The 15,576-nt window shown below is 50.7% G+C and carries 12 protein-coding genes; 7 read left to right on the top strand and 5 right to left on the bottom strand.

Going from position 1 to position 15,576, the window contains the following annotated elements; translation table 11 throughout:
- Nucleotides 1-56 precede the first annotated feature (56 nt).
- The 3 genes from NST43_RS28860 to NST43_RS28850 all read left to right on the top strand — a co-directional run bounded on the left by NST43_RS28860 (nucleotide 57) and on the right by NST43_RS28850 (nucleotide 2,959).
- Nucleotides 57-236, top strand: a complete 180-nt coding sequence (locus NST43_RS28860; RefSeq protein ID WP_209989105.1) for a Spo0E family sporulation regulatory protein-aspartic acid phosphatase — start codon at nucleotides 57-59, stop codon at nucleotides 234-236.
- 75 nt (nucleotides 237-311) lie between these two features.
- On the top strand, nucleotides 312-1,631 hold the full coding sequence (locus NST43_RS28855) for a helix-turn-helix transcriptional regulator (RefSeq protein ID WP_339220797.1): 1,320 nt from the start codon (nucleotides 312-314) through the stop codon (nucleotides 1,629-1,631).
- Nucleotides 1,632-1,636: 5 nt separating this feature from the next.
- A complete protein-coding gene (locus tag NST43_RS28850) occupies nucleotides 1,637-2,959 on the top strand; it encodes a helix-turn-helix transcriptional regulator (protein WP_209989101.1) in 1,323 nt (440 codons plus the stop codon).
- Between the two features lie 358 nt (nucleotides 2,960-3,317).
- On the opposite strand, the gene NST43_RS28845 is transcribed toward NST43_RS28850, so the two are convergent.
- Entirely contained in the window at nucleotides 3,318-3,647 is a 330-nt protein-coding gene (locus tag NST43_RS28845) for a hypothetical protein (RefSeq protein WP_209989094.1), read from the bottom strand.
- Nucleotides 3,648-3,833: 186 nt separating this feature from the next.
- Here NST43_RS28845 and NST43_RS28840 point away from each other — a divergent pair, with 186 nt between their 5' ends.
- Complete coding sequence (locus tag NST43_RS28840) at nucleotides 3,834-4,037, top strand: hypothetical protein (protein WP_339220795.1); 204 nt, start codon at nucleotides 3,834-3,836, stop codon at nucleotides 4,035-4,037.
- 412 nt (nucleotides 4,038-4,449) lie between these two features.
- Here the strand turns inward: NST43_RS28840 and moaA are convergent, their stop codons facing one another.
- On the bottom strand, nucleotides 4,450-5,451 hold the full coding sequence (gene moaA, locus NST43_RS28835) for a GTP 3',8-cyclase MoaA (RefSeq protein WP_339220794.1): 1,002 nt from the start codon (nucleotides 5,449-5,451) through the stop codon (nucleotides 4,450-4,452).
- Between the two features lie 325 nt (nucleotides 5,452-5,776).
- Between moaA and NST43_RS28830 the strand changes: the two genes are divergently transcribed.
- On the top strand, nucleotides 5,777-6,472 hold the full coding sequence (locus NST43_RS28830; RefSeq protein ID WP_209989085.1) for a molecular chaperone TorD family protein: 696 nt from the start codon (nucleotides 5,777-5,779) through the stop codon (nucleotides 6,470-6,472).
- A gap of 332 nt (nucleotides 6,473-6,804) precedes the next feature.
- Here the strand turns inward: NST43_RS28830 and NST43_RS28825 are convergent, their stop codons facing one another.
- Nucleotides 6,805-9,975, bottom strand: coding sequence for an efflux RND transporter permease subunit (locus NST43_RS28825; RefSeq protein WP_339220791.1), 3,171 nt, complete (start codon nucleotides 9,973-9,975; stop codon nucleotides 6,805-6,807).
- 35 nt (nucleotides 9,976-10,010) lie between these two features.
- Nucleotides 10,011-10,934: a TetR/AcrR family transcriptional regulator gene (locus NST43_RS28820; protein WP_339220790.1), complete on the bottom strand. Its 924-nt coding sequence runs from the start codon at nucleotides 10,932-10,934 to the stop codon at nucleotides 10,011-10,013.
- Between the two features lie 198 nt (nucleotides 10,935-11,132).
- On the opposite strand from NST43_RS28820, the gene cls reads away from it, so the two are divergent.
- Nucleotides 11,133-12,641, top strand: a complete 1,509-nt coding sequence (gene cls / locus NST43_RS28815) for a cardiolipin synthase (protein ID WP_209989078.1) — start codon at nucleotides 11,133-11,135, stop codon at nucleotides 12,639-12,641.
- A gap of 61 nt (nucleotides 12,642-12,702) precedes the next feature.
- On the opposite strand, the gene NST43_RS28810 is transcribed toward cls, so the two are convergent.
- On the bottom strand, nucleotides 12,703-14,250 hold the full coding sequence (locus tag NST43_RS28810) for a phospholipase D family protein (protein WP_339220788.1): 1,548 nt from the start codon (nucleotides 14,248-14,250) through the stop codon (nucleotides 12,703-12,705).
- Nucleotides 14,251-14,538: 288 nt separating this feature from the next.
- Between NST43_RS28810 and NST43_RS28805 the strand changes: the two genes are divergently transcribed.
- Nucleotides 14,539-15,456, top strand: a complete 918-nt coding sequence (locus NST43_RS28805) for a MerR family transcriptional regulator (RefSeq protein ID WP_339220786.1) — start codon at nucleotides 14,539-14,541, stop codon at nucleotides 15,454-15,456.
- Nucleotides 15,457-15,576 lie beyond the last annotated feature (120 nt).

Here is a 15,576-nt window from a genome sequence, read left to right as displayed (position 1 = left end):
GTTTTGTGTAATTTTACATAAAAATCTATAATGTTGCATAAGGAGGCGGGATTCCCATGCATAGTCCAGCAATCGTTAGAATTCGTATTGAGCGAGCCAGAAGCAAGCTTTATAAATTACATAGTCAATATGGCGGTTTTGATCATCCTGTGGTCTTGCAGCAATCCATAGTACTGGATGAACTGCTCAATGCTTACGACAATGCCTACCGGATGATGACAATGCCGCCTGCTTAAGCATTGATCTAGAAAATACTGCAAATTCAAATATAAAATCCATTGGACACGTGTATAAAAAAGGTGGTAAATGCTGTGGAGCATACAGTCAAAATCAGGGATGAAATAGCAGCGTATCTCACAAAACATAAACTATCTATTAATCAGTTTGCAATTGCCAGCGGAATCCATTCCGGTACACTCAGCCGGGTGATGAAAGGGCAGCAAGCCTTGGCGATGAATCATTTGATTCGCGTGACAAGCGGGATGGGGCTGCCGGAGGACTACTTTTACAGTAAGTATGTGGATGAATGTCTATATGATTCGACACCGACTTGGCGGCGTCTGCGGCCGTTCCTGCTGCAATGCGCAGCGTTATCGCGTCTGGATTGTATTGAGCGGGTGGCACAGAATTTACTGGATAATCTGCTGTATGCACCGCTGCTGTTCGAGGTTGCCGAGGAGTTATTTGAGCAGAAGAACTGGCAGGCCGCAGCATTAATCTATGAAAATGTGGGAGCCAGCGAGAAATATCAGCATTCCGAACGTTTGGCGCTCTGTCAATATCGGCTCTTCCTGATTAATTTGGGCGATGATCCGCAGCAAAATTTAATTGCAGCCTCATTATTTGAGAATTATGTAGATAAGCTGGATGAAATCAATCAGTTGGATGCGTTGAAGCAGTTGGCCCACACTTATTCGTCCTTGCGGAAGTGGGATAAGGTAGGTAAATTAGCAGAGGAAATTCTGAGGGTCGCTGCAAATCTGTATGATCTTCATAAAGAATCAAATCGTAAGCCAAATAATGGACAGGTACACAAAAGGCCGCTGTACGCCTATGTTCTTTACGCCCAGCTTCTTCGTGCGTATGTGCTCGAGGAGTGCGGAGATCACAAGGCTGCGCTAGAAATAATACCTTTATATATGGATGGAAACTGGATACGGGAAGATAATGAAGAAGTGAGGCGGATTATTGCCCAATACCAGGATTGGGGTAGAGCCAATACTTATCTCAACCGTCTAATGGATGGACAGTTCGAGGTGCTTGGTGAATATGTAGAATATATTTCGACCCGTGAGAATGAAATATTTATAGCATTATTTAGGATTGTCCAGGCGGCCAATCGCTACAATTGGAATGTGGATCATGTTCTTCAAAGGTTTTCTGGGTATATTCGTCATCGTAAATATTCAAGTATTTTTGGAGAGCGTAACAACCAGATGATGAGTGATCAGCATAAGCAGTTCTGCAGCGAACTGGCGACATACTATCTGTCCCGCAATCGGTATAAAGGCGATGAGGTGTCTATGCAAGGAGTAGACTTATCCGCCAAATTAGACAGCGAGCATCATGTGATTCGGGGGACGATATCCGTGGATTTCGAGATTGCGATCTCGGATGAAAAAAGGTGGTAAATGCTGTGGTACATACAGTCAAAATTCGAGACGAGATAGCGGCGTATCTTACAAAACATAAACTGTCTATTAATCAATTTGCAATTTCCAGTGGAATTCATTCTGGTACACTCAGCCGGGTGATGAAGGGACAGCAGGCCTTGGCGATGAATCATTTGACTCGCGTGACAAGCGGGATGGGACTGTCGGAGGACTACTTTTATAGTAAGTATGTGGATGAATGTCTATATGATTCGACACCTACTTGGCGGCGTTTACGGCCTTTTCTGCTGCAATGCGCAGCGTTATCGCGTCTGGATTGTATTGAGCGGGTGGCACAGAATTTACTGGATAATCTGCTGTATGCACCACTGCTGTTCGAGATTGCCGAGGAGTTATTTGAACAGAAGAACTGGCAGGCCGCAGCATTAATCTATGAAAATGTAGGAGCCAGCGAGAAATATCAGCATTCCGAACGCTTGGCGCTCTGTCAATATCGGTTATTCCTAATTCATTTGGGCGATGATCCGCAGAAAAATTTAATCGCCGCTATTTTGCTGGAGAATTATGTCGATAAGCTGGATGAAATTAATCAGCTGGATGCGCTGAAGCAGTTGGCGGATATCTATCACGCGCTTCAGGAATGGGATAAGGTATCTGAGGTTGTAGAAGAAATGCTCCGAGTGGCCTCCTTCCATTATGACCTTCATGATGAATCATGCCGTAGGCATAGAGATCATAAGTTATATAAAAGGCCGCTTTATACCTATATATTACATGCTCAGCTTATGAGGTCCTGTAATTATGAAGAGATGGGGGATTACAAAACTGCACTGGACACGTTACCTCAGTATATGGATCATAGCTGGATAAGGGAAGATGACGAAGAAGCAAGGCGTATTAAGGCTCAATATATAGAATGGGGAACGGCTAATACGTACCTGTACCGCGTAATGGATGGACAGATTGAGGTCCTTGACACATATGTGGAATACATCTCAAATCACGAAAATGAAATATTCATGGCGCTGTTTAAGATCGTTCAATTGGCTAATCAGTATAAGTGGGACGTGGATCATGTGATACAGAGATTTGCGGACTACATTCCTTACCGGAAGGTTTACAGTATCTTTGGTGAACACAACAAATTCATTCATGAAAAAAACTACACACAATTCTGCAGCGAGCTGGCGACTTACTATCTGTCCCGCAATCGGTATAAAGGCGATGATGTAATTATGCAAAGCGTAGACTTATCTGCCAAATTAGACAGTGAGCAACAAGTGATCCGGGGGACGATATCCGTCGATTTCGAAATTGCGATTTCCAATATTCCGAAGTCGTGCTGAAGTATACACATACACAATCCTTGTACAACGGCTGAGAATCCTTCTGGAATCTCGGCCGTTGTACGTTTGACCAAGATAGAATAATATAACTAATTTCCAAAAAAAAATGAAATATATTTGATGCCTTTATGTGAACTTTCCCACTTTAACAATAAGCATCGAACGTAACGAAAGTTAAATAAGCTACCTCCGGTTGGGTACCGGGAGCAGCTTATAGCCTAGAGTCTTTTTTTCGCACATCCAAAATTGGTTATGGTAAAGAGCGAATTTGTAATTACAATCTTGCGAGTAACATCAAAGTCCACACTTCCGTCTCGTCTTGCTTTGTGCCACTGAATGCGTCACGAAAAAGCCGAACTTATTTCTTCTTGATTTCTGCTTTTGACAAAATCCTTTTGTCGCCAACGAAAGCAATAATAACATTTAAGATTATGAGCACACACAACATGACTCCGATATTAATTCCTACGAGATAGAGCACTCCGATGGTAACCATGCATAGTAAATAACATACCGTTGGAACGAGCTTTTGCTTAAGAAGTACGATGCGTTCCACACTTTCATCAGTTGAATCCTTATGGGCTTGTTTTAATATAGCCCTTGCTTGTGCCAATAGATATGTGTAGTATACAACAACTAAAGATATTAATGTAACTAAAACTATTCTAACGTAAGTTTCTACCATCATTTAAAATATCCTTATTATTCTATTATTTTGATTTATTTACCTATACTAGTCTTAAATAAATATTTCGTCAATGCAAATTACTTTCTCTTCTCTGTGACCTTAAGAGCCTATACTTTTAAAATAGAGACAATAATAAACGCTGGAGGAACAATGATGAACTTCTTCCACTGCTCCAGCATTTCCGAAATGGAAAAAGAAAATACTGGTGTTGTAACTGAAGACAAACTCACCAAATTGACGTATACCTATCAACAGAAGAAGGATATTTTGGCAGCAGCTGAAAAGGAGGATAAGCTTTATAATAAAGCGGAAGGTAAAAAAACAGTTATACTTAACGATGAGACTACGGGTAAATGGATTCCAGAGGCCTTTCTTCGAAGAACGATTTGAAGCTTCAGCACGATTAATGACACCTATAGAAATAGCTGTAAACCAAGCTGTAGCAGCTGGACAACCAACGGGAACGGCTATCTATTTTCAGTTGACTATGATGCAACTGCTAGTGACTTGAACAACATCCTTATTCCTTACTTTAAGACCGTGAAAACCTACCTGGATAGCGGAGGCTGGAAACTTTAATTGTTAGCATAATAATATTTGGGCTACTGATTGAAGGTAGGATAAAACCTTCAATTCAGTAGCCCATCTTTTTGTTTAAGTTTGTGCCAAGTCTAGCATAAACGTATCCTCTTTCTAAAAGATTGGTACGTTCAGCAGGCTATTTCCCTTCGTCCACTTCGTGAGGATTAACGCCTAATGCTCACATTATTCTAGCAAGCTCCCATCCTTAACTACCAGCGCCCTACCCCCCAATCTGCGACATGCGGCGGGCGGTTGGCGTGTGACTCTGGGCTTTGTGCTCCAGGGCCAGCGCCATTTCGTGGTTATGCGGCTTGTTGCCGAGCGCCTGGCGGAACAGGGCCTGCACCGCCGCAGGGTCGCTGATCAGCGGGCGCACATTATATTCGTCCTGCCAGTATAGGCAGGCTTTGATGTTGCCGTCGGCGGTCAGGCGCAGCCGATTGCAATTGTCGCAGAAATGCTCGCTGACCGGGTGGATCAGCCCGAAGGTTCCCTTCGCGCCGGTGACACGCCGGTTCTGGGAAGGGCCATTCCCGGAGGGCATGTCGGCCTCTTCGGTGGTCCAGCCAGCTTCCTTGCAGGCTTCTATCACAGTCTCAAGCGGCAGATAGGTCTGTCGCCAGGCATCGCTGGCGCTGCCAATCGGCATGTATTCAATGAAGCGCACATTCAGCGGGCTGTTCAGGGTCAAGGCGATGAAATTCTTGATCTCGTCATCGTTAATGCCTTTCATCAGCACGACATTCAGCTTGATCGGGGACAGGCCAGCGGCTTCTGCGGCTTCAATTCCCTTCAACACCTTGGCGACATCGCCGCCGCGGGTAATCATCGAGAAGCGCTCCGGCCGCAGCGAATCCAGGCTGATGTTCACCCGGGACAGCCCGGCCTGCTTCAGGAGAGCCGCTTTGGCTGGCAGCATCAGGCCATTCGTAGTCAATGATATATCATCGATGCCGGGTATGACGGCGATCATAGAGACCAGCTTCTCCAGATCCTTGCGCACCAGCGGTTCTCCCCCGGTCAGCCTGACTTTCCGCAAGCCCAGCGGCGCAAGAGACTCCACCACAGCGGTAATTTCCTCATAACTCATAATCTCGTCCTGCGGCTGGAATTGCATTCCTTCTGCGGGCATACAATAGATACAGCGCAGGTTGCAGCGGTCTGTAACCGAGATACGGAGGTAATCATGTATACGTCCAAAAGGATCAGTTAGCGGCTCCATAACGTTGCTCCTTCACCTGTTCATTTTAGTTTAAATTTTAAAGAAAGCTTTCCGCTGCGTCAATGCACAAGCGAATAACCTAAAGCATAGGGGGACAGAAGGCCAAAGCAGCATCCTAATTATGACAAAAGTGCGACAATTAACGGGAATGGTCATAGAATGCTCACCGAAAGCGTTTAACATATTCGATATAATTTAGGTGCGGAAGATTCAAACTTTAGATACTTTAACTTTTGCGAAGCACAGCTATGATTCCGGAAGGCTCAGGCGGCAATCCCAAGGATACCCCGGGCATCCGGCAAACTAAGTAGGGAGGATTTGCAAAATGACTATACCAACTGTTCCATCGCTTGTCGTGCCGGAGGCTTGCAGCCGCTGGCTGGAGAGTCGGGGATTAATATATCAGCTGCTGGTGGACTTCTATGGAAGAAAACCATCCCTCTCACTGGTCGCCCAGTGGAGCCGTAACCGTGAGATGAGTGTTGCTGCGGAGATGACCGAAGGCGGCCGTGAGTTGAAGCGTTACCTGTGCAGCCAGGAGCCATCAATGCTCCCGGCCATCTGTGAGAAAGAGAAGCTCGAATACAAACGCCTGATGAACGAACGCGCCGTAAGCTCCTTCGTAGCCCGTGAAGCGGCTCAGCTGGGCCGTGAGGAAGAATTCTGCAACGTGCTGTCAGATGTGTACGCATCGGCGGGCATTGTCTTCAAGAAGTGCAGCGGCGAAGCCGACGACCATATTGCCATTGAGCTGGAATTCATGGCGGTGATGCACGAGCGGATGTTGTACAACAGCTTCTCGGTCCGCAGTGCCATGGAGCTTCTGGAGATTCAGGAGAAGTTCCTCGAAGAGCATCTGCTGAAGTGGACTCCACAATTCTGTGCGAGAATGAACGCTGCCACCGACAGCCCGCTGTATCTGGGACTCAGCCATATGCTGGAGGAATTCCTGCCGCAGGATCTGCACATGCTGCGTGCCTGGAAGGCTTCGCTGGAGAGCAGCGCAGCAGCCATGGCTTAATTATGCATCCATACTCAATTAATAAGGCGCCCTTCCATCAATCGGAAGGGCGCCTTATTTCTGCTCGCGGGGTCTTGAACTTAAGCTTTCACTTTATAGGTTGTGATCTGGAGAATCTCCTTCAGGGAGAGTGGCGGAGGAGAATTTTGGAACTGTAGGAGCGATAGCGTTCGCCTTTAGGTTGGAAATTCTACCGCGAAGAGCGGTTCGAATCAGGAATTTCCAACCTAACAGCGACCGGAAGTCCAAACATTCTCTGCAGTCACGGTCCTGCCTGAAGCGGAGGTGCCCCAGTTCACTCTATATAACTGAAACTGAAGTTCATCCCCTATTTATTCGTAAGTCTTCTTACCCCGAAACTTCATCAGGAACTCATACACCACCGGTACAACGACCAGGGTCAGCAGTGTGGAGCTGACGAGACCGCCGATGACTGTTACGCCAAGTCCTTTGGAGATGATCCCGGCGCTGTTCTCAAGGCCGGTAACCAATGGCAGCAGGGCGCCAATGGTTGCGAGCGCAGTCATGAGAATCGGGCGAAGGCGGGTAGCCCCGGCCTCAAGCAGCGCCTTGCGGGTAGACATTCCCTCTTGCTCCTTATGGATTACGCGGTCAATTAAGACAATCGCATTGGTGACCACGATCCCGATCAGCATCAGTGCGCCCATCAGTGCGGACACGTTCAAGGTCTCGCCAGCCAGGAGCAGGGCGACAAGCGCGCCGATGACTGTGAACGGCAGGGAGAACAGGATGGCGAACGGAGCCAGACCGCCGCCGAAGGTGACCACAAGCACGAAGTATACAATGGCTATAGCCGCCAGCATGGCAATGCCAAGCTGTCCGAAGGTCTCATTAATCTGCTCGGTGACTCCGCCGAAGGTGATGGTCACGCCGTCCGGGAGATCAAGAGCATCTATTTTGTCCTGAACAGCATTGGAGGCACTATTAATGTCACTGGAGATAATGTCGGCGGTTACCCCGACTTTCATTTTGCCGTCTTCACGGGTAATGGAATCCGGGGATTGGCCCTGTTCAATGCTTGCTACCTCGCCAATCGGTACGGTAATGCCCAGCGGCGAAGTGAGCGTGGCCGCCTTCATTTCTTCAATACTGCTGTAGGAATCCTTGTCTGTCTCAATGTAGACCTTGTAATTCTTGCCGTCCAGCTCTACCTCAGTGAGTACAGGCCGGGTTCCGGCAGGGCTCAGCTTCATCGCAAGCTGTCCGGCAGTTAAGCCCAGTGAGCTAAGCTTGGCCTGGTCAGCTACGATGGTGTATTGATCATAAGCTTCAGAGAGGCTGGTCTTCCCGTCTTTGAAGTTCTTGGTATCTGCCTGAACGATCCCGGCAATTTCATCTGCTACCGGTTTGAGCTGCTCCAGCGTATCGCCGTAGATATTGACAGTAAGTGTACTGCCGCCGAGCCCGCCTCCGGCCATGCCGGACAGATCGCCCCACACGCCATCCGGCACCGCTTGGGTTAAGCCTTCAATTAACTTCTCCTTCACGGTATCAAAATCAGGCGTGTTGCTGTCATACGTGACATAGAACAGCCCGGAATTGCCTGAGCTAAGTCCGAACGGGCTGCTGCCGCCGATGGAATATTGCATTTTATCCAGATGCTTCTGCGCCAGAATAAACTTCTCAGCCTTCAGGCCCAGCGCCTTCACATCCTCCAGCGTCTGACCGGCCTTCGGGGAGAAGGTCAGCGTAACATTCTTCTCTTCCTGGGAAGGCAGGAAGCTGACGCCGATCGGCTTGATCAGGAACAGACTGCCTGCCAGCAGCAGGACAGCAACACCCATGGTGATCAGCTTATGCGAGAGACACCAGTCCAGGATACGGACATACCCGCCCGCCAATGCGCCGGGCTTGTCTTCGTGCCCCTTTTTCCCCTTCTTCAGTCCATTACGGAACAGGGTGTGGGCCAATGCAGGCACCAGGGTAATGGCAACCACCAGTGAAGCCAGCAGCGCGAATACCATTGTGAGGGCGAACGGCAGGAACAGCTCACCGACCATACCGCTGACAAAAGCGAGCGGCAGGAAGACGGCAATCGTCACAATGGTTGAGGACATAATCGGCACAAACATCTCACGGGTAGCGGCGCTGATCAGCTCTCTGCCGCGCAGCTTCTCGCTGGATAGTGTAAGCCGCCGGAAGATGTTCTCAATGACAACGATGGAGTCATCGACTACCCGCCCGATGGCCACGGTCATGGCGCCGAGCGTCATCATATTCAGTGTAATATCCATTTGCCGCAGGCATAATATCGCAATCAGCAGTGATAATGGAATCGAGATAATGGAAATAATGGTAGAACGGATATTGCGCAGGAACAGCAGAATGATAAGCACGGCGAACAGGGCGCCGAAGGCAGCCTTGGACAGCATCGTGTTCACGGAATCCTCAATCGGCTTGCCTTGATCCAGCAGCACGGTGAGGTCCATCGACTTGTATTGCTGCTTCAGTTCTTCGGTCTTATCCTTGACCCCGTTCACGACATCGACGGTGTTGGCATCATTGGCCTTCACAATCTGAATCCCGATCGACTCCTTGCCGTTAGTGCGGGAGATCGATTCCGATTTGCCGACCACTTCAATAGTAGCAAGCTCGCTCAGCTTCACGGTCGGCAGCCCGGTCATGGCACCCGCGCCAGCGCCGGTATTGCCAGCCGCAGCTCCGGTACCGCCCGCAGCAGCACCTTCACCGCCTGAAGCTGCGCCGCCAGCCGCGCCCGCAGCGCCTGCGGCAGAGGGAACCAGCGGAATGCTGACATTCTGCAAGTCCTCCACCGTAGTGATGTTGCCGTCAACGACAACAGCCTTCTGTGCTTTGTCCATCTCGAACAATCCGAGCGGTACCCGCAGGGAGGAGGCCTGGATAATGCCTTTGATCGTATCCTCGGTCAGTCCGTACTGCTTCAGCTTCTCCTGATTGAACTTCAGGGAGACTTCCTTGACATATTGTCCGGCAATCTGCACAGAGGCGACGCCTTCGATATCCTCCAGCGCCGGGCGGATATCGTTCTCCGCAACCCGTGTCAGCTCCTCGAGATCGCCGGAGCTCTCATCAGAGATACTGAGGGAGATGACCGGCAGCGAGCTGAGGCTGAAGCGTGAGATTTGCGGCTTTTGCACATTATCCGGCAGAGTCACCTCGTTGAGCGCCTCGCGCACCGCTGCTGTCGCATTGTCCAGGTTGGTGCCGTAGTTGAATTCTATGGTTACACTGGAGGCATTCTCAAGTGATGTAGAGGTCAGCATCTTGACCCCGTCCACATTGCGGAGCTTCTGCTCCAGCGGCTTGCTGACGTCATTCACGACACCTTCCGGCGCAGCTCCGGGATAAATAGTAGTAATGCTGAGATAAGGGATACTAATGTTAGGCAGGGTCTCCTGCTTCATAGTCAACCCGCTGTACAGACCAGCGAAGACAATAATGATCGTCAGCAGCCAGACGGCGAATTTGTTGCGGAGCGAGAAATTAATTAGGCTTTTCATCAGTAAATGGTCCTCCAGTACAATTAATCTTGATATTACAATCGTGCTGCATCTGTCCTTGAGTGAAGTCCGCAGGAAGTGTGCATATAAGGTGTGAATACTTTCTTCAATTGACTTAGCTCGCCGGACAGCTCGGGATACCCCTCGAGATTAGCCATCATCCCTTGAATGATCGCTTTACGGGGCTGGGAGGTAAGGATTTCGCTCTCCAAAATGCCCAGGGACTCGAGCCCGTCTTCGGTATGCTCCGGGTGAAGACCCTCAGCTTCACTGAGCAGGAGCTTCATCGCCTTGATCAGCTGAAGCGGGCTCTGGCGCGGTCCTTCTCCTTGAGCCTCAGCCCATCCGGCCAGGACTGCGGAAGAGACCAGAGGGACGGGCTGCCTTGCAAGCAGGCCGGAGACCATAATGTCCAGCCAGTCCACCAGCCGGTCAGCCAGTTCAGGGATGGAAATAACGGTCTCCTGACCGAATAGCAGCTTAATGCTGGAGCTGATCATGCCGTGGCTGAGCACGCACAGCTCGCCTGCATAGGGCAGAATCTCTGGCCCGTACATGAGCTCCAGCTTCTGCTGGAACCAGCGCAGCAGGGCGGCGTTGTTCTGCTTCACCCAATCGGGAATCTCGGCCACACCTCTGCCGGCCAACTCCTGAAATTGGCGCTGCAGGAATTCGCGCAGCTCGAATACATGACTGAGCAGTATTTCGAGCTGGTTGCGCAGCTTCTCCCGGGGTTCTCTGCCTGCTGCCTGCTCCTCCTGCTGCAGCGGATCATGAATCATCCGGAAGCAATAGATGTATATGCTGCGCTCCAGCTCTTCTTTGGATTTGAAGATCAGATAGAGACTTCCCTTGGAGATCCCGCATAATTCGGCAATCTCCTGCATCGAAGTGGAGGAGGAGCCTTTTACAGCAAATAACTGCATGGCGGTCTTGATGATTTGTTCTTTTCTGGTCATGCTTTTGGCGGTCAAGGCTATATAGGCCTCCGTTCTGACTTGGAAGTTCTGTATTTGACTGAAAGGTCAGTGCGATTATATTATATATCCTGCAGCATTACAAATTTGCAGGTTTCAGTAGGAAGAAACGGATTCTTCATGTAAGATATAAATGTGTCAGTTTGGTGAGGAACGGTAGAATGAGAAGGTAGGTTGCATATGAGAAGAGGACTGCAGGCTATAGTCATCATAGGAGCTATGCTGGCTTTTTATTATTTTGGATTTGGCGTATTCGGCAGTACAGCCGGCACGATTATAAGTATTTTTTCCACATTGACGGTCATCTCTATCGCATTGGGTATTTTCATGGAGAACCGCAATCCTTCGACCACCGTATCCTGGATTCTGCTGCTTGCGCTGATTCCGGTGCTGGGACTGGTATTCTACTTCCTGTTCGGACAGAATGTGTTCAAACGGCGCAAGTATGACAAAAAAGCCCAGCGCGATCTCATGGCCTATGAACGGATTGAGAATGACGCCCTGCGGATGCACCAGGATTGGTCGGTGTTCAGCCCTGCGCGGCAGAAGCTGCTGGGTCTGTCGCAGAGATTGGGCCGGACGCCGATTTCGTTCAGCTCGGAGACGCGCATCCTAACGAACGGTGAGGAGACCTTCGGTACGCTGCTGCTGGAGCTGCGGCAGGCGCAGCATCATATTCATATGGAATATTATATTTTCCGGGCGGATCATATCGGCACACGCATTCAGCAGATTCTGATTGAGAAAGCCCGCGCGGGCGTGGCGGTCCGGTTCATGTATGATGCGGTCGGGAGCATGCAGCTCTCCAGAGCCTTCCTTAAGGAACTGAGTGATGCGGGTGTGCAGGTGGCTGCTTACGGCAACTCTACCTCCTTTTTCTCCAGCAGGGTGAATTACCGGAATCACCGCAAAATCGTAGTCATCGACGGCGATGTCGGCTTCATGGGCGGGCTGAATGTCGGGGACGAGTACTTGAGCCGCAGCAAGACCTACGGGTTCTGGCGGGACACGCATATGCTGCTGAGAGGCGAAGCGGTGCGGACGATGCAGATTATTTTCCTGCAGGACTGGATGCACACCACCGGCGAGAAAATCCTGGAGCAGGATTACCTCTCCCCGCAGCTTCGCTTCACTACCGGAGACGGGGCGGTGCAGATTATTGCCAGCGGCCCGGATAATGAGCGGCGTGCGCTCAAGAATATTTTCTTCTCCATGATTACTACTGCGGAAAAATCCGTCTGGATCGCCAGTCCCTACTTTATCCCCGATGAGGATATACTGACTGCGCTGCGTGTGGCGGCGATGTCGGGGCTGGATGTCCGCCTGTTGTTCCCGGCCAAGCCGGATAAATGGATTCCGTTTTTGGCCTCCCATTCCTATTTCCCGGCGCTGCTGGAGTCTGGCGTGAAGATCTATGAATATGAGAAGGGCTTCATCCACTCCAAGCTGCTGATTGCCGACGGGGAGATTGCTACGATTGGAACAGCGAACATGGATATGCGCAGCTTCCATCTTAATTTTGAGGTGAACGCGCTGCTGCTGCAGACCGAGAGTGTCTCGCGCATTGTTGCAGACTTCGAGCGTGACCTGCAGTCCACGCGGCAGATTGTCCATGAGACCTTCATGGAGAAAAGACTGCTGGAGCGGCTGCTGGAATCCGCAGCCCGGCTGATGTCTCCGCTGCTGTAAGCGGACAAGCAGAACAAAAAAACGGTACCGTCCTTTTGGGGAACGGTACCGTTTTTTTGTTTCAGAAGGTAGTGAATCCAAGCCGGGTCTGTATCCGGTAGAGGATGTATTTCAACCAGGTGATCTCACTCTGATATTCCCCCAGCGGCAGGCTGTATTCGGCCCCCTCGTTGTTCCACAGCCGCTTGAAGTAGCCCTCCACCTCCGCATACAGCGGCTGTTCCCGTGGAACGGACACCCAGAGGTTATTCTCCAGGTTATAGTCGTCCAGATTCCGGGCTGTGAAGTTCGTCGATCCGCCTAGGATAATGGAGTCGCCTGACGCCTTGGCAATGAACAGCAGCTTGCTGTGATATTGCTCCTGGCCTGTGTTGTACCAGCGGATCAGGATATTTCCTTCCGAGCGGCGGTCCAGATCCATCGCAACGGGACGGTTCGGAATGCCGATTTTGTCCCGTCCGAAGGCATTCTGGTTAGGATCAAGCAGCAGCCTGACCTGGGCGCCCCGTGCATCAGCGGCAAGCAGGGCATCAATAATTCTGTCGTCCGCCAGATAGAACATGCTCATCCAGATGACGTCCCCCGGTCCCGCAGCAGCGATTCCTTCCAGCGCATATTTGTACACCTTGCCTTCGGTCAAATAGCGGACTTCAAGCGGAGCCCCTCCGGCGGTGGCGGAAGGCTTTCCGAAGTCAGGCTGCTTGCTCAGCAGGGGACCGGCTCCCGACAGATTAGCCGCAGCTTGCTCGCTCTGCAGAATATCCGCCAGGATGGGGCCTTGTACCTCCAGGGCAATATTGGAATGATAGGCACTGGCATCATGCACATTGCCGGAGGAGATCAGCGCGGTGTTCTCACTGAGTACAACCTTGCGGTGGTTAGCCTTGACATTCAGCAGCTTCAGATAGGATCGTGCGGTAATATCGGGCCCTCCGCTGGCCATCAGATTCGGAATCCAGCCTGTGCCGGATTGACCGAACCACTGGATGAAGGTACGCCAGACCGCCGAATAAGCCGGTGTCGAATCCCGCAGCTCATCCACATCGGTCAGGATGACCTTAATCCCGGCTGCGCTCAGCTCATCCAGTAGGGCATTCGGCGCAGAGCCGTAATTCGTATTCACCTCATCGGTGATGAAGACGATCTCCATGGCGGGATAGGCGGCATTCTGGGCGAGCAGCTTATCGGTAAGCTGTCTGCTGACAGCAGGGAACTGTTGGTCGGTGTGGGTATAGTTATTGAACAGGAACAGATCGATCACAAGGAATTGTCTGGACTCTTCAATAATCTTCAGGATTCTGGGCAGAATCTGTTCTTCCCTTGCCTGCTTCCCGCTGGTGTCCTGGTAGGTCAGATCATGCCAGAAGGCGACCGTATTCACCTTATAAGCAGGACTCTCCACAGAAAGTCCGGGCGGCAGCGGTTTGTGGGTCTGATAGAGCATTACTCCGGCCAGCCAGAGGAGAAGAAGGATCAGGGCAATCAGGAGCTTGGAGCGTCGGCGAAGGAAGAATAACGTCCGCCGCTTGTGGCGGGATGCTGTAATCGCCCCTGAAGCCAGCGTAATCTGTAACTGTTCGGGTGTGACGGGATGGCGGCCTTGATTCATATTTATCCTCCTGGGTCTACTGCCGGGTCAGAGCGGTTATATGGTGGCCCGGCATGGTAAGTACCTATAACGCCAGCTAAGGAGAAGTGAAGCAGCTCAGTGCAAAATCCCTGGAAAATCTAGTGTTGCAAAAACCGCTCCATTTCATCCGCACCGTACCTGCAAGCTGCATAATACAAGTTCTGGTGACATAACACAGAAGCAATTGTATAATGAGTGTAAATAATTTGTATAAGGTTTGAATCTTCAAATGTATTCAGTGTAAACAGGAAGGCAGTGAGATCCATCGTGTATTCCATCAAACAGGTCGTCGAAATGCTCGATATTCCCTCTGTCACGCTGCGGGCATGGGAGAACCGGTATCAGGCTGTCGTCCCGGAACGTACCGAGTCCGGCTATAGACTGTACAACCAAGAGAATATTGAGGACCTTCGCTGGTTGAAGGAACAGACCGATAAACAAGGCATCAGTATCTCACATGCCGTGCGGATGCTGAAGCAGCATAAGCAGAAGGACCTGGATGAGCGTCTGTCTGTTGCAGGCGGTGACCCCAAGGATGCTTTGGACAAAATGAGACAGCAGATCTATGCAGCGCTGCTCGACATCCAGGGTGAGCGGGCCGATGCCCTGATCGATTTCGGGTTCTCCCTGTACGGCTATGAGGCGATGGTTCATCAGGTGCTGGTGCCTGTTCTGGTGAAGGTGGGTGATGCCTGGGAGCAAGGGAAGGCAACAGTGGCCCAGGAGCATTATATGACACATATGATCTCGAACCGGCTATCCCAGTTTTTTCACGTGTTCCCGGTGTACGCCCATCTACAAAAGGTGATTGCCTTCTGCCCGGCGGGAGAGCATCACCAGATCGGCCTGCTGCTGTTCTCGCTGTTCCTGCGCAGGAACGGGGTTGAGGTCATCTACCTGGGGTCCAATACCCCCGAGGACGGTGTGATGGAGCTGCTGGCGAAGCAAGAACGGATCGGAGCCGTCTGCCTGTCCGTTACAAATGGCACGCTGGTCCCTTATGCGGAGAAGCTGCTTGAACGGCTCGGCAGCCAGTACCCGGAGATGCAGCTCATTGCGGGCGGCAAAGCTTATGAGGCAATCAGCCTCCAGGAGACCAAAGCCACCTATGTGATGGCGGAGCCGCCGGAGCGCTGGCAAGCCTGGTTCGATCAGGAATTTGCCGGAATCAGGCATAGAGCGTAGCTTTTGTAGCAGTTTAGTAAATTTTAATAGAGCATGAGATTCTATGGAACCGATCAGAACCCGCTTGCGGGGCTGGCCGGTTCTTTTTGCTGTGGACAAGTCTAGCAATCAAATTACTGG

It is taken from the genome of Paenibacillus sp. FSL H8-0332, assembly GCF_037963835.1.
GTDB lineage: Bacteria > Bacillota > Bacilli > Paenibacillales > Paenibacillaceae > Paenibacillus_AQ > Paenibacillus_AQ rhizoplanae.
Note: the sequence above shows the minus strand (reverse complement) of the source record. Positions and strands in the feature narration are given on the sequence as shown.

Coding starts and splice junctions, on each gene's coding strand:
- NST43_RS28860 (WP_209989105.1), top strand. CDS start 57: ATGCATAGTCCAGCAATCGTTAGAATTCGTATTGAGCGAGCCAGAAGC.
- NST43_RS28845 (WP_209989094.1), bottom strand. CDS start 3,647: ATGATGGTAGAAACTTACGTTAGAATAGTTTTAGTTACATTAATATCT.
- NST43_RS28840 (WP_339220795.1), top strand. CDS start 3,834: ATGGAAAAAGAAAATACTGGTGTTGTAACTGAAGACAAACTCACCAAA.
- moaA (WP_339220794.1), bottom strand. CDS start 5,451: ATGGAGCCGCTAACTGATCCTTTTGGACGTATACATGATTACCTCCGT.
- NST43_RS28830 (WP_209989085.1), top strand. CDS start 5,777: ATGACTATACCAACTGTTCCATCGCTTGTCGTGCCGGAGGCTTGCAGC.
- NST43_RS28825 (WP_339220791.1), bottom strand. CDS start 9,975: ATGAAAAGCCTAATTAATTTCTCGCTCCGCAACAAATTCGCCGTCTGG.
- NST43_RS28820 (WP_339220790.1), bottom strand. CDS start 10,934: ATGACCAGAAAAGAACAAATCATCAAGACCGCCATGCAGTTATTTGCT.
- cls (WP_209989078.1), top strand. CDS start 11,133: ATGAGAAGAGGACTGCAGGCTATAGTCATCATAGGAGCTATGCTGGCT.
- NST43_RS28810 (WP_339220788.1), bottom strand. CDS start 14,250: ATGAATCAAGGCCGCCATCCCGTCACACCCGAACAGTTACAGATTACG.